The organism is Methanolobus sediminis (assembly GCF_031312595.1).
GTDB classification, from domain to species: Archaea; Halobacteriota; Methanosarcinia; order Methanosarcinales; family Methanosarcinaceae; genus Methanolobus; species Methanolobus sediminis.
In genome coordinates, this window is record NZ_CP133592.1 from 1799277 (window position 1) to 1817585 (window position 18309).

Here is an 18309-nt window from a genome sequence, read left to right on the forward strand (position 1 = left end):
TATTTCTGTATTTTGTGATAAAAAGAAAAGAAAATAAAAGAAAAAAGCTGGTTTAAACCAGCTTGTTGATTGGGTGGTTCTCGTCCATGATCTCAAGGCCGAGTTCCTTTGCAGTCTCTGCAAGCATAATGTCAACCATTGCTGTTGCAGGGAATACCTTGTCAGTGTTCTCGATAGGACCGAAGAGCTGGAAGTTTGATCCGAGTACCTGTGGTACAAGGTTTGTTCCGATATCAGCTGGCATGTAGATTGCCTGCTTCTCTTCCTTTGTTTCGAACTGCTTTTTGTATGCCTTCATCCAGTCCCATGCGGATGCCATGTTGTGGTATCCACCACCAACAGGAAGTCCGAGGTGTCCCTTGATTGCAATGACTGCTCTCATGGATGCACCGGAACCTGCTCCGAGTGGGGTTGCTGCTACGTCGATGAGTGGCTTTGTGATTCCACATTCCTTTGCGATTTCGAGCATACCCTTCTCCTGACCGGTACCGCCGGATTCAAGGATCTCAAGCTTACCCTTTACGCTTGGGTCTGTTGCGTTGAATGCAAGTACAATAGATGCAGTGATATCACTGTCTCTGATTGCCTCGATCTCGTCAGCATGTACACTGGCGTTGATGGAGTTGTAGATAGCTCTGTCAGCTACACCGATCTCTGTTACATACTCTGCTGCTGCTGCACGAACGTCACCAGCGGATGAGTCGATAAGGAAAGGTGTTTTGTTGTCAACCTCTACGAACCAGTCGATGTACTTCTTGATTGCTTCTGGGGTTTCTCCGACAATCTGGTTTACGATTGGGTTACCTGTAACTTCGCCCATGTCAACCATTGCCTGCCAGAGTTTGTTTGCAGCCTCTACATCGAAGACACCCTTGTCTTCATCAGTCACAATCTTGTGCCTGTTGTAGAACATTGTTCCTACAAGTACTGTGGGGTATTGTCCTGGCTGGCCACCAAACTTGACGCCACCGACATCAAATACTTCTTGTTTCTTGTCAAATTTGAACATATGAATAACCTCTTTTATTAAATACCGAGCATAGGTGCAAGGAACAGTACATAAAGCAGGAACATGATTATTCCGGCAACAGCTCCGTAAAGTATTCCTATGTCTCTTCCAACTTTCTTACCAATACGCTGTGCAACTTCACTGTTTACGAACTCGATCTTCTCATCAATCTTGTTGAGTTTCTCAAGAACTGCCTGGAAATCTTCCGGGTTAGTGACTACACTTGGTACCCTGTCGCTTCTGTCATCGGCCATTTTACATCACCTTCCAAGCGAACATAGGGATGATAACTACCATTACAATTGCAAATATGAATCCTGCAATGAATCCAGCGACACCTGTTGCGGAAACACCAGAATCAAGTTTCTGGTTCCTTGCAATAAGCTGGGCTCTGTAACGGATATCCTCGACTACGGTTTCAATGGGTCCCATCTGTGGGCTAATTACCATTGGTACGCCTTTTCCATATTCTTCATCTGCCATCTCAGTTACCTCCGAACAGTAGCATTCCAAGAAGTGACAATGTGATTGCCAGACCGATCATGATACCTTCTACCTTTCCTGCGTGCACACCGGAGTGGAATTTGTTGAGGTTACCGATAGCCATCATTTCCTTGTTGATGCTCAGTATCCTGCTTCTGACGGTTGCCATCTCGGCTGCCATTGGTTTAAGTCCGCCGGCTTCCTCAGCATCGTCTCCGCCGCCCTCTCCTACTTCAAGTACCATTGGGTCAGCGTCGAAAGCTCCAGGGTCCCTTGATGCGTATTCCTTGATCTTTCCGGTAATTGCGCCCATGTCCTCGGTACCGATGAAATCGATACATTCGACCTGTTCCTGGAATCTTGCAATTGCCTCAGCTGAAAGGTTCTCTACATAAGGGATTGCACCACTTGCACCGACGATCCTGTTGTCTTTGATACCATTCTTGTGGATCATGACAATAGCTTCACCGGTAATGTGTCCCTTTACTTCAGAACCTGTTACTAAGAGGAATCTGATGTTTGGGTTTGATATTACGTGTGCAACTACTTTTTCAAGACCGAGGTTCTCTGTCTTACATGGACCTGCTATACAGGCACCTGCATCCAGCATTGGACCGGCTGAGAGGTGTGAACCACATGTTACTACTGCAACACAGTTGTTGACATTGCCAACATCGTATTCTCCTTTAAGGATTGGCCATCCGACTGCTGGTTCTCTTTTATCTGCCATTTCACATCACTCCTAATGCGCTCATGACCAGGAGCATAAGTCCTGCAACAGCCAGACCTACTACTACTCCATAGAATGAGTTACCATAGAAACCTGCACTGTATGAGGTGTTCTCACGACCAGGATATGAGTTCATGAGTGGTTTTGTTGGTGACAGGGAGTTGATGAGGTCATCAGCTATTTTGTCAAGTTCGTCGAGCTGTTCCATTATAGGATCCATTGAATACTGGATTATATCTTCTCTCTCTGCTGCGAGGAGTGAGGTAAGTGGGTCCAGTACAAGGTGTGCCTCTGGGGCTGCGTGTACCATGCTCATTCCAATTCCTCCTTAGAAGGCAGCATTCCAGCTCCTACAACATCGTATGCATCTCTCTTTGTACGCTCATAGAATCCATTGAATGCTACGTACCAGAGTGCAATTCCAATGAGGATTGTAAGAGCACCTGATGCATTTGGATTAGTGGTTGCGACAATTCCTGCAACGATCATTGCGATTGCACCTTTTTCAACTCCTAGCATGAGTGTCCTGTCCTGTTTCTCATCTGGGCCAAGGCATGCATTGAATGGGTGAAGGATTGCCAGACCACCTGCAATGAAAATCACTGCAATGTATCCGGTAGTGATTACCTGGCTGAGTACAACCGGGAAGTCAAATGTTCCTGTCATTGCGACCGCAAGTCCAAGAATAGTGATTGTACCTGCTGTTGCGATCTCTGTCATGGATACTTCCATGATAGGGATGCCCATATTGAGGATCTTGTTAGCAATAACACCAATCATAAGTCCAATGATTGCTGCTACTATCAGTGCAATTACTGGTCCTGCAACACCGCCTACTGCAAGGCCGAATGTTGCTGCGATGACTCCCATACCAAGTGCAAGCATACCGATTGAAGGTACACCGGTACCAAGACCGTAACTTGCTACTCTTCTAACTGCTGCTGCGCCCCATACCATACCGCATATTGCGCCAAGGGCACCGATGAAGGACATATACTGTCCGACCATACCTACGAGGAAGTATGCTCCGTATATTCCTATAAGTCCGCCTAATACACCGAAGGCGATTATGTTATTCTGTGGAATTGCCTCTGCGGCTGCTCCACTTCCGCCTGCTGACATTTACAGACCTCCTATTGACAGTACACTGATAAGTGCACAGAAGAAAGTTGCTATAAGTGATGCGAGAACTGCCTTTGGGAATCTCTTGAACTTAGGGTCGTGGAAACCTTCGATAGTTCCTCCAATGTTATAGGATGGAATTACTGCGTTCACAAAGAAGATACCTACTGCGAAAACACTGGCAATACCTACAAGGTCTGCGAGTGGAAGTCCGTTCTCAACGCTCATAAGTGCGTAGTATACAAGTGAACCGCCGATACCACCAAGAGCACCACCGATCACACCACTTACAAATGATACGGTTGGAAGTCCGTGACCTTCAGTACCCTGTGATACATAGAGATCCTGCCTGTCCTTTGTAATTGGGTCGTACTTTACCTTTGCTGATGCTGGAGGACATCCGACACCATATGCGTAAACCCATGTTCCTACGATCATTGTTACAGACATCATGATCATTGCACCGACTGCACCGGATGCAATTACAAGTGCTGCGTTGTTTGTTACCTGCATCATTGCACCAGCTGTAACCAGACCTGTAAGACCTGCACCAGCTGCGAGCTGTACGGTACCAGTTCCGATACCAGTTGCCTGTGCCATAGCTGCTGGAGCACCACCTACTGGTACGAAGTGAACACTCCATGAAATTAATACTCCACCTAATGTGATCAAAATCACGTAGAGTATATTCTGCATTAAAATTCCTGCTACATCAATCATGCAGCCACCTCTGCTTCTGCTTCGTCTTCTTTGTATGTTCCAAATGCAGCGCGGGCAGCAACTTCAATGTTTCTGTTCCACAATATAAGAATAAGTACAATAATTACACCTGCAAGGACTGAAACCCAGCCAATTGCATCTCCTCTGCTTGGATCAAAAGTTGCTGTGACCCAGCCACTGAGGAATACGGTCATTCCAAAAGCAAGACCTGTTACAGGTCCACCGAATTTTGCACAGAACCATGAGTTGTCGATACCATTTCTAAGACCGGACTCTGCTTTTCTCACGATGTTACCGGAGTTTGCAGCGTTAAGACCGGATCCAAACTCGACAGCCTGGAATTCACGCTCTGCACCGTAGTGTACATCACCAGTTGATGAACCGATAGCACCGACAGTGATTCCCCAAATGAATGCCAGGAGTGGCAGTGGGAATGGGTGTGCCATTACGGCTACCATAAGATATGATACCACAAGGATACAGAATGTTGTGATAAATGAATATCCCATGATTACGGGTGTGTGGCTTCTAAGTATATCTAAATAAATTGGTTGTTTAAAACGTTTCTGACTTGCTGATCTTCCGAAATATGATGATACTGAGTATGTACCGTGTATTGCTGCAGCGACAATTGACCCAATAGCCAATGCCAGAGCAGCAGATGCACCAGTGCTCATCAATACGGTTGCGGTTGTTCCACCGATTGCACACATAAGTGCGTTTGATGGTGGTTCACCAGAAACAGCTTTGTTATAGATCCTGTGTGGATACATCATCTGAGGCGCAAGTTGCACTTGAGAGTTAGGGTTACTCTGTGACCCAACATCTGATTCAAGGTCTTCAGAGGCACCTGCAATAGTTGCGGCTGCTCCCATAAGTGCCAGTACGCCCATACCTGTGAGCGGTTCCATTCACATTTCCTCCTTTTTGTGTTGTATAATTAAGCGTAAATCGTGCCAAAATTACAATATTCTAACTTCGAATATTTTATCATAATTAATATGGCGTAGACTAACGTCAGGTGGTTTGCATTATATTAAATACTTCTTAAACCTTTCGAATGGAACAAGCCAAAATACGGGTCTTTTCATTTTGGCAGCTCAAAAAATACCAGTAGCAACCAACGGTTAAAATATATATTTCAAAAAATATTGGAATGCAGGATTTTATTCCCTGCGTGAGAAGTTAAGTATATATATGTCCGGTCTTGGCTGCTTGCCAGTTCCCCGCGCAAAGTCCATGTAACACCTATTGCAAAGAACTCTGCTATTTAATGATGCTACTTCTGCCGTACCAGGCACAAGTCTTGCAAAGAGGAATGAAGGCTCAACCTCTAAATTCTCGGAAGTCTTTTTCAGGTACTCATTAATATGTTCCTCAAAGATCTCCAGATCATCAAACTGTAATCCTCTTGTATTAATAGTTAAACCCTTACATCCGCATGGAAGAGCAAAAGCATCCATCTCAATAAGGAAGACAGGCTTTGCAAGCAGGTTCCTTAATTTATTCTCAAGTTCACCACGGTTCTTTGCCAGTGTATCTGTAATTGTCATAATTGCCCTCCTTCTAACTAAGGTGTTTAAGATTTCAGGGGTTTTAGTATATTCCCGCATCCTTCTGCAGTATATACTTTGATTATCTTTTCTGCAAGCTTTTTACAGTATCCGCATTTGTTGCAGACTTTACCGCACTGCTTCCACTGGTTAATGGCACCTTCCAGTTCCTTGTTTGATATGTAGAACAGGTCACGGATATCCCTTGGACAATCAAGCAGGTCCATAAGGTTACCATCATAAGATTCATTTGCATAGGCCTGGACATTGTTTAGTATCCAGTTAGGGAAGTGTGTCCTTCCTCCGATCTTGAAGGTATCTGTAATGTGCCTGTACTCTTTCAGGTCCTCAGGCCTTATCCAGGGAGATTTGATTAGTTGCTGTGGGTCGCTGATCCTGAGTGAAAGGCACTTGTAGTAATAATAGTCATCCAGAACATTCAGTTTTGGTCCGGGGCCATTGGCATGTGAAAAGAAATTGAAGTGCGCATACCTGAAGGGACACTGGTAAAGGCACCCTTCGTTGACGAGAAGCTTAAGGTCACAGGATACTGAGTCTCTTATTGCTTCAAGTTTTTCAAAATCCCTGTTTATTACAGGATCTATTACTATAGTGTCTGCACCAAGTTGTTCATAGAACTCAGCCTTTTGAGGCGAATCCACAAAGGACAGTACTGAGACGACAACTTCCATGTCGAAATCTTTTGACAACATCTCTATAAAATAAGGTTCAGCAACAGTTACTGCATCAACGCCAATGTTATGGAGCTGTGTAAAATACCAGTTTACTCTGTTATATCCTTCAGGAGTTAAGTGCTGGCCACCCATGCATGAACTGTTCAGGACCACTTCCATCTTCACATCTTCTTCATGGGCACGTGCTGTCTGCTCGGCAATCTCTTCAAGTCCCGGTGAACTGAGGTTAGTTCTTCCAGTGCCTACATAGTCAGGTGTGCCTGCCATGTAGATACCATAAATATCTTTGGAACCGGTAAGCAGCTCCTCAAGTGCTTCAAGGTGTCCTACGTGTGGCGCATACAGTTTCATTGCTTTGCTGGTACCCTTTAATTTAGATAAGTATTTTGGTTCCAGCTAGAAAAGCAAAAACCTTATCAATTAGTACAATGACCAATAATCCATGATTCTTGGTGCCTCTTCATTTGCAGGAAGTTTTTCCGATATAGCCTCTGAATTGCAATCAGTTGAACTTTACATGCCTAAACTTGGCGTGTATAAAGATTCTATTTTGCAGAAAGATATTCTTGAATCATTGCTCGATGAGCTTTCGACAGTTGATCTAAAAACATCACTTCATGCACCTTATTTTGCAGATGTCCCTACTTATCCGAAGGATGTTGTGGTTGACATGGCATCAATGGGTGAAAGGGAATTCCGCCTGATGCGTGAATCAATTGAACTGGCATCCCGACTGGGTTCTGGTGCAATAGTATTGCATCCCGGTAGATTTAGCTGTGAGGATGACCGTGAATCATGTTTCAACAAAATGGTGTCTAATCTGAAAGTTCTGGCATCAGATGCGCAGGACTCTGGAGTGATGCTTGGTCTTGAGAACAAAGAAGGCACTTCTACTGGCAATTTATGTTGTGATGCCGTAGAACTTGTGCGCGCAGTTGAGACGGTAAATTCTGATTTTCTTGGTGCAACCTTCGATATTGGTCATGCTAACCTTACATGTGGCGGCGACTGTAATAAGCTCAGGCAGTTTGCAAAGACCATGGCTCCACATGTAATTCATGTCCATGTGCACGATAATGGTGGAATATGGACAGATGAGTATGACGGTGACCAGCACCTTGCTCCGGGTGCAGGTACTATAGATTATACTGTCCTGAAGGAACTGAATAATTATAAGGGAATATTTAACATGGAGGTTTTCTCCATGGATGATGTGCGTACAGGAAAGGCAACAATAAGAAAAGCCCTGAGTGATTAGTTTCTCAGCACAACTCACAAATCAAAAACGTTCAAAATCACAGGCTCATGTTATAGTTGGGTGGCACCACAAGTACAAGCACGTCAGATATCTGAAGCACTTTTTCGGTAACTGACCCAACTATTTTTTTAAGCCCATTCTTTCCCTGCGTGCCGATGACTATGCGGTCCACACCTTCATTTCTTGCGATTTCCACTATTTTTTCGGGTGCACTGCCGTCCTCTATTATAGTATCAATCCTATCTTCGTCGCATCCGGCTTCAGTAAGGATGTCTGTGATGGTGGAAATAACACTGTCAGCTCCTTTCTTTTGCCAGGTCTTTCTGGAAAAACCCTTGTCAGGGACTACATGAAGAACTATAAGTCTGTAATCATGATTCAGGGCTATCTTTGCAGCCACCTTTGCGGCATTTGATGAATATATCGAACCATCGGTCGGGATGAGTAGTTTCATTCAAAAACTGAATTGTATAGGTTATAATTAAATATGTTGGAATCATTGTGTAATACACTGGCTGCAATACCGTGTATTTGTAGTCTGCAGATAAGTTCTTGTACGGGTGAATGGTGATGAACAAGTATCAGAAATTCAAAAAAATGGATAACAAAAGTTACTCCGATGTAACTCGTTTTTTAAAAGAAACTACTCATCTGACAGCACGTGAATGGGTAATCTCCAGGATGTGTGCAGACTTCAAGAATCTCTCCAATCACTCAGAAATGACCTGGATAGGCGAGAACCTCCCGGAACTCGTTCCATTTATGGATGAGCAATATTCCAGGCAGGAAGTCTCAAACGCACGTGCTTCGTTCAAGAAAAAAGTCCAGCGCAGCGGTACGACATTCTTTTACGCATATTATGCAGGTCTTATCACTCAGGAAGAAATGCTGCAGATCATCCATCAGATGGTGAAGGATATCAAAAAACTAATGGATACCGAGGGCAGTGAAGTCCCGGAAGAGCATGCAACTGAGGTTCAGATGCTCGTTGCCGAGGTGCTTAGAAATATCAATGAATCTCTGGATGAGGCTTATTACTGAACATACAAACAAGATCAAAAAATAGTGATCAGAATCACGCAATCAGGGTTCGATTCCATTCCTGTCACAGTAATTGAGATATCCAAGCAGCATTCTCATTTCAATCTGCCTGATATACCTTGCCTGTACTTTGGATACATGCAGGGTATTCTCACCCATTTTGAGTTTTATGTCGGAATCTTTTGGCATGCTCATTTCAGCAGGAACAATAGCAGGCCCTCCACAGGTTGTGCAAAGTCTGTAGTCTTTCTTTGCCTTGCGGATAAAATCCTCAACTTCAGTTTCAACTTTTATTTCTCTTGGTACATCTATCATGGGTACAAGGCAGCATTCTGTATACTTAAGTCTTATCCATTTTGAGAATGTTGTGTTTTCTCAGGGCAAATTTAAATCGAATGAGTTGTATTCTAAAGTCCATGATGATGAAAGACAGGGGTAAACTGGTCATCTGGCCGGCATACATCGATAAGACCAAATCAAGAAAAGATGGTCGCATTGTTTCCAGAAAGACCTCTGTACAGTCCCCTACAATTACTGAGATAAACCAGGCTGCAGCAAAGCTTGGGTTGAATCCTGAAGTTGAAGCAGACAAAGCCTATCCTAAAAGCTGGTGGGAAGCAAAGGGCAGAGTACTTATTGATAACACTGCACCCAAAACTCATCACTGCAGAAGGATATGCGCAGCTATCAAGGAAATGCGTTCCTGATAGCATCCGCTATTTTTTAATTCCAATTTAATTTGCAAAAAAAGGATATAATATAGCTGTTGCGTTAGCAACAGCAGTTTATGCTTATGCTATTGGCCACATTCCAAAGTTCGCATCAAGTATAAGAATAGCAAGACCGATAACAATACCGACTGCAACCACTGTTTTAGGGTCTACATGTATTGCTTTCTTGTCAGCTTCGTAATATCTCATAAGACCGGCAGATGACATCAAGCCATTACCACTGGATTTCTTTTTTGCCATAATATCTCCATTTAGTGTTAATGATTATTTAGTGAGTAATATATAAACTTTATATTAACCATTTATGGTGGTTATTATTAATTTACCTGACCCTCTCATGTCATTAATGATTTAAAAGATTGCGCATTCATGCCAGAAGTTCATCCAGCAAAAATGGCGGGTAGAATACTCCCTTCTCTGTAATCACCGCAGTCACATTTTCCATAGGTGTTGCATCAAATGCCGGGTTGTAAACCTTCACATCAGCAGGTGCTATCTGAACATCCTTAAAGAAACGCAGTTCATTTGCATCTCTCTGCTCGATGGTGACAGTGTCTTCCCAGTTGTTCGGGTCAAAGGTTGATATTGGTGCTGCAACAAAGAATGGGATCTCATGTTCTCTTGCAAGGACTGAGTGTGTGTAAGTTCCTATTTTGTTGAACACTGCATCTCCTGTTATCCTGTCAGCTCCGACAATCACTTTGTCCACCATGCCTTTGCTCATTACATGTCCTGACATTGAGTCAGAAATGAGTGTAACATCAATATTGTCCTGCATGAGTTCCCATGTTGTAATTCTACCACCCTGATTCAGTGGCCTTGTCTCGCATGCGATTACTTTGATGTCTTTACCTGCCTCGACAGCAGAACGGATAACTCCAAGTGCAGTTCCCCAGTCAACACATGCCATCTTGCCTGCATTACAGTGTGTCATTACCGTGTCACCATCTTCAAGCAATTTCGCTCCGTGTTTTCCAAGTTTCTTGTTAGTCTCAACATCCTCGTCAGCGATGTTCTTAGCTTCAGCCAGCACTACATCCTTGATACCGCTGAGGTCGTATGCATCTGAGATTGCACCCATTGTCCTGTCAACTCCCCATGCAAGGTTAACTGCTGTGGGTCTTGTTGCTTTGATGGTTTTTGCAGCTACATTCAGATCTCTTATGAGTGCATCCATGTCACTTGCACTGCTCAGGGTTGCGGCAAGTGCGATACCATAGGCACCGGCAGCTCCAAGTGCCGGAGCTCCCCGCACACGCAGGGACTTTATTGCTTCACAAAGGGAAGCAAGCGTTTTGCATTCAATGACCTTGTACTCCATTGGGAGAAGTGTCTGGTCTATCATTACAATTGAATTAGAGTCATCATTCCAGTCTATGGTTCTCATGGTATCTGTCTCTCTAAATGTCAGAACCGGGATAAAAATGTAAAGGTTAACTTCAGTTATCCATACCTATATAAATAAAAGTAGTTTACATCAGGTTAACCCATTAACGAGGTGAGTATATACGGGTCTTTCAAACTACATCGGCAGGTATTGGGCAGGCGCTGAAGCTATTTATGCAGTAATACTTGCAATGACATTTACAAGTGTACTGAGAACTTTTTCAGATGCCTCCGTTACCTCGTACATGCCCGTAGTGTACTCCGCACTTTTTTGCTGTATTGCCTGGGGACTGGCAGATGGACTTTTCTATGTATGGGAACGCAGGTATAATCTCAAAATGGAGAATGAGATAATTGACCTGTGCAAGTCCCGTCTTGACACTGAGGCTGCAATATCGATGATACATGACCAGTTGTCCAATACGATACTCAGCAACATTGATGAAAGTAAAAGGCAGGATCTGTATCTTGACCTGATATCCTATCTGTCTGCTGCCGGAAGGAAAGAATTCGTGCGTCCAAGAGATGCATTCGATATTGTGGCAGGAACCCTACTTGTCTCCACTCTGGCCGGGCTAATGGTCCTCTCTCCTTTTTTTGTAGTGCCGGATATGTATCGTGCTCTTGCGATATCCAACTGGCTCGGAATAATCCTGCTTTTTGTGACCGGTTACTTCAGGACATATGAACAAAGCCCAAAGGACAGGTTAAGGTCAGGATTTATCACTGCTGTTGTTGGTATGACTATCGCTGTTGTAACTGTGGTAATCGGCGGGTAATGTTCTCATTTTTTGTGGGTATTTTGTCCGATCTTCTCTTTCTCTTTGTTTTGCCTTTCATTTATATACTCTCTATTCATATTATCAGCAAATGCGAAAACCCCTGATAATCCACGACCCGGTACACAAGACTATCATACTCGATGAGTTCGAGCAGATGGTGCTGAACACAAAGCATGTCCAGAGGCTCAGAAATATACAGCAGCTAGGTCTTGTGGATCACGTATATCCCGGTGCCAATCATACCCGTTTTGAGCATAGTATCGGTACTATGCACATGGCATCTGTCATAGGGCGTTCCCTTTCACTTGAAGATGAAGATATTCGCAAAATAAGACTTGCAGGACTTCTGCACGACGTAGGTCATTCTGCATTCTCACACGCTGTGGAGAATGTACTCAAACGTAACCCTCAGTTGCAGCCGGTGATCGAAGGAAAGAAGTTCATAAAACACGAAGCTTTTTCCAGAGATATTATTTCAAGGATATTGCCACAGGATAATTACCTTGCAGGCTATGTGGAATCTGAATTTGGAATAGATGCGTTCGACTTTTTTGATGAGATCTCAAAGATAGCAACCGGAGATTCACGTTCCATATCAAAACCATATCTGGCACAGGTAATTGCAGGTGATGTGGATGCTGACCGGATAGATTTCCTGCTGCGTGACTCCTATCATACTGGCGTGTCCTTCGGACTTATCGATGTAGACCAGATAATCAGTAGTCTAATAATAAAGGATGAAAATATCGTCCTTGGAAGTACGGACGGTTCAAGCTATGGCAACGATATGGCATTGACTGCCGCAGAATCCATGCTCATATCCCGTGCACACCACTATACTGCAATCATTCACAATCCAAAAACCCAGGCTGCAAGGGTGATGCTTCTATATGCACTTGAGGATACCCTTGAACAATTCAAAAACAAATCCGGGGCAGATGCGGCAAAGAATGAAATTATCCGCTTTTTCACAGAGTACAATGACAACGACCTGCTCAATTTCATAAGGTCAAATGCATCTGAAAAATCCCTGTCTTTGCTTGATAATCTCCGTGAAGGCAGGTTGTATGAACCAGTTGCAAGGCTCAGCCAGAAGATACTCAGGCCATCCACAAGGATGTCACTTTCAACAATTGCCCGGCATGGTGTGGCTACAAAGAGACTTGAAACAAGGCTTGCAAAGGAACTTGGCGATGTACTTGTGGATCTGACTGTTGCATCAGGTGTTCCAAAAAGCATGCGTGTTGCAATGGATGATGAAGATGGCTTCTTCTATGATGAATCCGCACTCGCTAATGGTCTTGTCCGTGCAATATCACGCCAGCTCTCACTTACTGCATTTTCCCATCCTGATGTTGTCATGGATAAAGATTCACCTGATGTACTCTCAGAACTTCGCAGGGTTGTTGATGACCTTTCACCAAGACTTCTGCATTATACAAGAGAAGATCATTATCTTCCAATTGAGGGTATAATCCTGTTATTCTATGCTGTGCACAGTATTTTTGTGGATGAAAAACCGGGATTTGTTTCAGTTCCTCGTCTGAGGCACATAACATGGCTCTACCGTACTATCCGTGAACTTGGTACTTTCGCTAGACTCAAGAATCTCTTTGATTATTCATTCCATGAAAGGTATGGTTTCCCGTATTCTGAAAAGGTCTTTGAGGATATTCAGGTCCTGGTTGCCATGGGTATAGTTGATGAGGATCTTCGTTATTATGAAAAAGATGGAAGGTTCCGGCAGAGTTATGAATATGTGCTTACATGGGAAGGGGTTGAATATGCAGGCACACTTGCAGATGCATATCGTCCGGAATTTGAAGAAATGATGTCTCATCTTTCAATGGTCAAACATTCTATCAAAAGGGATATAGTTACTATCCCTTCAAACAGGTATGTAGCTAAAAAACGTTCCATAGGTGTAAAATAATGTTAACAGGCGAGTTGGTTTTGCTGAAGACTTCCCATAGGGATAGGGTCAAAGAGTTCATTGCGAAAGTTTCCGATGATCAGCTGCATACGAATTTTGGAATAATTGAGCTGTCATCTCTTGTTGATAAAGAACCAGGGGATACAGTTGTATCTCACATGGGTCAGGAATTCACAATTCAGCGTCCTAAGATGCCGGATTTCTTCAGGCATGCAAAAAGAACCGGCGCTCCTATGATGCCAAAGGATATTGGCATGATCATTGCTTACACCGGTCTTAATAAAAATGATGTTGTTCTTGATGCAGGCACAGGCTCAGGAATTCTTACAATGTACCTTGGTTCGATTGCAAAAAGGGTTGTAACATATGAGGTGAATGAGGAATTCATGAAGGTTGCAGCTAAGAATGTGCAGAGTGCTGGCCTTGATAATGTAGAACTTCGCTGTGGCAATATTGTCGATGAGATTAAGAACATCGATGAAAAGTTCGACGTTATAACTCTTGATACGCAGAACACCAAGGACGTTATTCCCAATGTAAAGAAGGTACTCTATCCGGGTGGATTCATTGCAACTTATTCTCCGTTCTTCGAACAGACAAAGGAAATACGTGATGCACTTGACGCAGAGGGCTTTGACGAGGTTATGACTATGGAGTTCACTGAACGTGAGATCTCATTTTCTTCAAGAGGAACTCGCCCTTCAACATCAAAAGTAGGTCATACAGGCTTTATAACAATAGCAAGAGCCTGAATTCTTTTTTTAAAATATATTTTTTTCGAGCTTTTTTTTGAAATTACCTCACACCTTCATTGGTGATGGTAAATTCACAGGTGCCACCTTCCGGGAGTGAGCGGTGTTTCCAGAGTTTTGCACGTCTTTTTCCATCTCCGGTTTTTTCAAGCTGGATGATGGTTTTAGATATATGCTCGATCCCGCTGCCGCCTATGGGTCTAACACCACCTGCCATGTCGCTGTAGACCTGATTTGTCATAACGGCAACTATTCTGTGTTTGCGTGCGATAGCATGTATAAGTCCTATCTGGTTTGCAAGCTCTCTTCTTGTCCTTATGCCGGATTCTTCCTGGTCAAGTTCAAACCTGTAAAAAGCGGTTGCAGAGTCTATGAGTATCAGCCCTACTTTGTCTGATATGAGTTTCTCTATCTCTTTTACGGCTGCATATTGTTCTTCAAAATTGTGAGGTTCAAAGATAATTATCTGCTGAGCTATCTCTTTAGCATTCTCTCCGGCGATCTGCCTGAACCTGTCTGGCGAGATGGCTTCAGTATCTATGTAGATAGCTTTTTTTCCTTTTTTGACACATTCCACTGCAAGCTGAAGACACAGATTTGTCTTTCCACTTCCCGGTTCTCCGAATATCTGTGTGACTACGCCTGCTTCAAATCCTCCGCATAAAAGATTATCAATAGGCTTGCAGCCGGAACTTAGTTGCTCAGTTATCTTTACACCTCTTTACCAGGATTATCTGCTATAATGGGGTTTATAATATACATCTTTTGGCACTGGTAGTGCATTTTTCTTTTATGTCTTTTTCTTTTTTAACCTCTGTAGAACTCCGGTTGATATGGGTGCACAAACATTGATATTTTTGATTTCCATAAAACAATGAGGATTTAAAACCAAAGTTACCATCCGCCAAAGGCGGCACATTACAATAATGTGGTATGGGTATAATTCAAAATGTAATTATGGTAATGATTAGAATGCTACAAAGGCCTGCAAAGAAAATATCTTCGAGTATTATGCATATTGTTTTTCTTCTGATTGGAAAACGCCGGCTTCGCCGGAACCTTCGGTATGGCTCTCGTTATTCATGACTCTAGCAAATCTGTTTGCAAATGTTTCTTAAAATAGCTTATTTCTCCTTGGGTAGCTCTATGATAATCGTGTATGTTTCATTGTTATTATCATATCTGTCTAATCTATGATTCATATTTGATAACGAACATGGTGTGATATACTTCAATGTATATTCAAATGCAGTTTGAAAAACCATTATTAAGCTAAAAGCCATTTGTATAATTTACCTTCTGGAAACAGGGGTTTTAACAACTGCAATGTCTGATGAATGCGTTTTTCAATCTGGCATTGTTGTTCCTCTCCAGAATGGGACTAATATAATAGTTTATTTATATACAATCTAGGGACGCGAGAAAATGGTTGAAGTGGTTATATATACAACACAGACTTGCCCGAAATGCGAGCAATTAAAAAAGGTACTTAAATCTAAAGGAGTTGAATTCGCAACAGCAGATATGTCTACTCCTGAAGCTTTGACCGAACTAAAATTCAATGGTGTTTTCACCATGACTGCCCCGGTACTCCAGATCGGCGATGAGTTTTTAACTCATAAGGAACTGTTCAGTGGTCCTGACGTGAACCTGGAAGCATTGGGCAGCATACTCTAAGTGCAATCAAAATAAAAGGTGGGAATGATGGACGTATGTGCTACTAATATTAAGGACAAGGTCGAACTTGAAAATGCAGAGTTGGGAACTGACATGCAGGTTCGCGCAGAGGAAGATGAGAGGACAGATACCAGTATGACAACACTCACAAAACAGCATGCTATACAGAAGACGCTCGATGGTCATGATATATCCATAATGCCAAAGGTACGTACTACCGCCGGGCATATGGTGGAATGGGATCGCAGTATAATTGTGAACCAGTTGTTAAAGGAAACAAAGCTTGCTGAAAGATTCCACGGCAAGCCTGGCATCGAAAAGGATGAGGCACTTGAAATTGCAAAGGATGTAGAGCGCCGTATCAGAAGTCTTGATCTCAAATTCCTTTCAGGTCCGCTTATCAGAGAAATCGTCAACATGGAACTTCTCCAGAGGGGCCATGTTGAATGGAGGAACATCTCCACAAGGATAGGTACTCCTGTATACGATGCATGTGAGATAGACCTTGGAAGCGGTTTTGAGGCAAACGATAACGCAAACCTCCAGGAAAACGCTGAAACATCTCACAAGAAGAAGGCAGACAAGATATCAAAGGAACAGTATCTGTTACTTTTGCCACCAAAGCTTGCTGACCTGCACCTTAACGGTGACATTCACATTCATGATCTTGAATACCTTGGAACCCGTGCTTTCTGTCAGGACTGGGACCTCAGGTATTTCTTCTACTACGGTCTTATGCCGGATGGCTCAGGTGCCAAGGCAAGTGTAGCCGGTCCTGCAATGAAGGCAGAGGTTGCAATCCTCCATGCAGTGAAGGCCCTGGGAAGTGCCCAGACAAACTTCGCAGGTGGTCAGGGATTCTACAATTTCCTTACATTCCTTGCTCCCTACCTTGAGGGCAAGACTTACAGTGATGTAAAACAGCTCATGCAGATGTTCGTGTATGAGATGACCCAGATGATGGTAGCCCGCGGTGGGCAGGTAGTATTCTCCTCAGTCCAGCTTTCCCCTGGTGTGCCAAAGCTCTGGAAGGACAAGCCTGCTGTTTACAAGGGACGTGTCCACAATGGTGAGAATGGTACTCAGGAACGCACCTATGGAGAGTTTGAGCGTGAGGTCCGTCTTGCATTCAAGGCACTTATGGACGTAATGATCGAGGGTGATAACTGGGGCAAACCTTTCAACTTCCCTAAGCCTGAGATCTCAATTGAACCTGACTTTATGGAAGAGGATGAATTCTTCAACAAGGCACATCCTGAGCTGCCAACATACGAAGAACTCTATGACATGACCTTCGAACTTGCAGCAAAGTTCGGAACTCCATATTTCGATAATCAGTTACCAGAATACAGAGGTGCAGGTGAGGGCATATCCTGTTATCAGTGCTGTGCATACCAGTTCTCAGCAAATGCTGATGCAGATGACAGTTTTGACGATAAGCTCCTGTTCAAGGATGGAAAACATTTCTCAATGGGTTCCTGGCAGGTAGTATCTCTTAACTGTCCAAGAGCGGCATACAGGGCAGGCGGGGATGATTCTGCTCTGTTTGCTGACCTCAAACTACTAATGGATCAGTGTATTCAGCTCTTTAAGACAAAGCGTAACTGGATGGAGAACATCATTGAGAACAACAGGATGCCATTTGCAACACAGAGGCCAAAGGACCCTGTAACAGGTGAGAAAGGATGCGTTGCAGTGGACATTGATTCACTTGTATGCACCATCGGTGTTGTAGGTATCAATGAAATGGTCCAGTACCACACCGGTTCACAGTTGCATGAATCCAGGGATGCATTCAAGTTTGCCATCAGGGTAATGACCGAGATGGAAATGTATGCACATGAGCTCAGCCAGAAATATGGTCTTGAGATCGCTCTTGCACGTACACCTGCTGAAACAACAGGTCAGAGATTCTCAGTATCCGACATGCTTCATGATGAGTACAGGGACTGTGTCCTTGAAGTTGTAAAGGGTGACAAGGAAGCTGCTCTTGCGAATCTAAGAAAAACAACAGATCTGCCTGTCTACTACACCAACGGTACACACGTACCACCAGGTGCCAACATCTCACTTATTGACAGGATAAACCTTGAGCATGTGTTCTTCCCGATAGTCGATGGTGGAAACATCTGTCACATCTGGATGGGTGAAGGTTCACCTGATGCAAAGGGACTCAAGGAGTTTGCAATGAACATTGCAAAGAACACTCAGATTGGTTACTTTGCTTTCACCAAGGATATGACTGTGTGTCTTAATGACTTCCACATGATGTCCGGTCTTAAGTGCACATGTGAGAACTGTGGTTCCACCAATGTCGAGCAGATGTCCAGGGTAACCGGATATGTGCAGGCAGTAAGTGGCTGGAACAATGGTAAGAGGCAGGAACTTGTTGACAGGATGCGCTACAGCTCCTCAGACATGATTTGAAGCTAAGTAT

23 protein-coding genes are annotated in these 18309 nt (G+C 43.6%); 8 read left to right on the plus strand and 15 right to left on the minus strand.

Annotation, left to right across the window (positions count from 1 at the left end; genetic code table 11):
- Positions 1-52: 52 nt before the first annotated feature.
- The 10 genes from mtrH to RE474_RS08870 all read right to left on the minus strand — a co-directional run bounded on the left by mtrH (position 53) and on the right by RE474_RS08870 (position 6663).
- Positions 53-1009, minus strand: coding sequence for a tetrahydromethanopterin S-methyltransferase subunit H (gene mtrH / locus RE474_RS08825; protein WP_309310014.1), 957 nt, complete (start codon positions 1007-1009; stop codon positions 53-55).
- Positions 1010-1026: 17 nt separating this feature from the next.
- Complete coding sequence (gene mtrG / locus RE474_RS08830; RefSeq protein WP_309310015.1) at positions 1027-1263, minus strand: tetrahydromethanopterin S-methyltransferase subunit MtrG; 237 nt, start codon at positions 1261-1263, stop codon at positions 1027-1029.
- A gap of 1 nt (position 1264) precedes the next feature.
- A complete protein-coding gene (locus RE474_RS08835) occupies positions 1265-1492 on the minus strand; it encodes a tetrahydromethanopterin S-methyltransferase subunit F (protein ID WP_309310016.1) in 228 nt (75 codons plus the stop codon).
- Position 1493: 1 nt separating this feature from the next.
- The gene (mtrA, locus tag RE474_RS08840) at positions 1494-2222 is read right to left on the minus strand and encodes a tetrahydromethanopterin S-methyltransferase subunit A (RefSeq protein ID WP_309310017.1); all 729 of its coding nucleotides are present in this window, start codon (positions 2220-2222) and stop codon (positions 1494-1496) included.
- Position 2223: 1 nt separating this feature from the next.
- Positions 2224-2538: a tetrahydromethanopterin S-methyltransferase subunit B gene (locus RE474_RS08845; RefSeq protein WP_309310018.1), complete on the minus strand. Its 315-nt coding sequence runs from the start codon at positions 2536-2538 to the stop codon at positions 2224-2226.
- A complete protein-coding gene (gene mtrC, locus RE474_RS08850) occupies positions 2535-3344 on the minus strand; it encodes a tetrahydromethanopterin S-methyltransferase subunit MtrC (RefSeq protein WP_309310019.1) in 810 nt (269 codons plus the stop codon). The genes RE474_RS08845 and mtrC overlap by 4 nt, the downstream gene beginning before the upstream one ends.
- Entirely contained in the window at positions 3345-4064 is a 720-nt protein-coding gene (gene mtrD / locus RE474_RS08855) for a tetrahydromethanopterin S-methyltransferase subunit D (RefSeq protein ID WP_309310020.1), read from the minus strand.
- Positions 4061-4975: a tetrahydromethanopterin S-methyltransferase subunit E gene (gene mtrE, locus RE474_RS08860; RefSeq protein ID WP_309310021.1), complete on the minus strand. Its 915-nt coding sequence runs from the start codon at positions 4973-4975 to the stop codon at positions 4061-4063. The genes mtrD and mtrE overlap by 4 nt, the downstream gene beginning before the upstream one ends.
- Positions 4976-5230: 255 nt before the next feature.
- On the minus strand, positions 5231-5617 hold the full coding sequence (locus tag RE474_RS08865) for a DUF5402 family protein (RefSeq protein ID WP_309310022.1): 387 nt from the start codon (positions 5615-5617) through the stop codon (positions 5231-5233).
- A 26-nt stretch (positions 5618-5643) separates the two neighbouring features.
- Positions 5644-6663: a U32 family peptidase gene (locus tag RE474_RS08870; protein WP_309310023.1), complete on the minus strand. Its 1020-nt coding sequence runs from the start codon at positions 6661-6663 to the stop codon at positions 5644-5646.
- 91 nt (positions 6664-6754) lie between these two features.
- Here RE474_RS08870 and RE474_RS08875 point away from each other — a divergent pair, with 91 nt between their 5' ends.
- Entirely contained in the window at positions 6755-7570 is an 816-nt protein-coding gene (locus tag RE474_RS08875; protein WP_309310024.1) for a sugar phosphate isomerase/epimerase family protein, read from the plus strand.
- A gap of 37 nt (positions 7571-7607) precedes the next feature.
- On the opposite strand, the gene RE474_RS08880 is transcribed toward RE474_RS08875, so the two are convergent.
- The gene (locus RE474_RS08880; RefSeq protein ID WP_309310025.1) at positions 7608-8024 is read right to left on the minus strand and encodes a universal stress protein; all 417 of its coding nucleotides are present in this window, start codon (positions 8022-8024) and stop codon (positions 7608-7610) included.
- A gap of 116 nt (positions 8025-8140) precedes the next feature.
- Here RE474_RS08880 and RE474_RS08885 point away from each other — a divergent pair, with 116 nt between their 5' ends.
- Complete coding sequence (locus RE474_RS08885; protein WP_309310026.1) at positions 8141-8611, plus strand: DUF5806 family protein; 471 nt, start codon at positions 8141-8143, stop codon at positions 8609-8611.
- Between the two features lie 42 nt (positions 8612-8653).
- Here the strand turns inward: RE474_RS08885 and RE474_RS08890 are convergent, their stop codons facing one another.
- A complete protein-coding gene (locus RE474_RS08890) occupies positions 8654-8926 on the minus strand; it encodes a hypothetical protein (RefSeq protein WP_309310027.1) in 273 nt (90 codons plus the stop codon).
- 107 nt (positions 8927-9033) lie between these two features.
- On the opposite strand from RE474_RS08890, the gene RE474_RS08895 reads away from it, so the two are divergent.
- Positions 9034-9318, plus strand: coding sequence for a signal recognition particle protein Srp19 (locus RE474_RS08895; RefSeq protein ID WP_309312233.1), 285 nt, complete (start codon positions 9034-9036; stop codon positions 9316-9318).
- An 84-nt stretch (positions 9319-9402) separates the two neighbouring features.
- Here the strand turns inward: RE474_RS08895 and RE474_RS08900 are convergent, their stop codons facing one another.
- Both RE474_RS08900 and RE474_RS08905 read right to left on the minus strand, forming a co-directional pair.
- Positions 9403-9582, minus strand: coding sequence for a preprotein translocase subunit Sec61beta (locus RE474_RS08900; protein WP_309310028.1), 180 nt, complete (start codon positions 9580-9582; stop codon positions 9403-9405).
- A gap of 127 nt (positions 9583-9709) precedes the next feature.
- On the minus strand, positions 9710-10729 hold the full coding sequence (locus RE474_RS08905) for an S-methyl-5-thioribose-1-phosphate isomerase (protein WP_309310029.1): 1020 nt from the start codon (positions 10727-10729) through the stop codon (positions 9710-9712).
- A gap of 190 nt (positions 10730-10919) precedes the next feature.
- Between RE474_RS08905 and RE474_RS08910 the strand changes: the two genes are divergently transcribed.
- From RE474_RS08910 to RE474_RS08920, 3 genes are all read left to right on the plus strand, one after another.
- Positions 10920-11507: a VIT1/CCC1 transporter family protein gene (locus tag RE474_RS08910; RefSeq protein ID WP_309310030.1), complete on the plus strand. Its 588-nt coding sequence runs from the start codon at positions 10920-10922 to the stop codon at positions 11505-11507.
- A 91-nt stretch (positions 11508-11598) separates the two neighbouring features.
- On the plus strand, positions 11599-13443 hold the full coding sequence (locus RE474_RS08915) for an HD domain-containing protein (RefSeq protein WP_309310031.1): 1845 nt from the start codon (positions 11599-11601) through the stop codon (positions 13441-13443).
- Entirely contained in the window at positions 13443-14195 is a 753-nt protein-coding gene (locus RE474_RS08920) for a tRNA (adenine-N1)-methyltransferase (protein ID WP_309310032.1), read from the plus strand. Before RE474_RS08915 ends, RE474_RS08920 begins: the two co-directional genes overlap by 1 nt.
- 43 nt (positions 14196-14238) lie before the next feature.
- Here RE474_RS08920 and radB read toward each other — a convergent pair whose 3' ends face one another.
- A complete protein-coding gene (radB, locus tag RE474_RS08925; RefSeq protein ID WP_309312234.1) occupies positions 14239-14904 on the minus strand; it encodes a DNA repair and recombination protein RadB in 666 nt (221 codons plus the stop codon).
- Between the two features lie 716 nt (positions 14905-15620).
- Here radB and RE474_RS08930 point away from each other — a divergent pair.
- Both RE474_RS08930 and nrdD read left to right on the plus strand, forming a co-directional pair.
- Positions 15621-15872: a glutaredoxin family protein gene (locus tag RE474_RS08930; protein WP_309310033.1), complete on the plus strand. Its 252-nt coding sequence runs from the start codon at positions 15621-15623 to the stop codon at positions 15870-15872.
- Positions 15873-16007: 135 nt separating this feature from the next.
- Positions 16008-18299, plus strand: coding sequence for an anaerobic ribonucleoside-triphosphate reductase (gene nrdD / locus RE474_RS08935; RefSeq protein ID WP_309312235.1), 2292 nt, complete (start codon positions 16008-16010; stop codon positions 18297-18299).
- Positions 18300-18309: the final 10 nt, after the last annotated feature.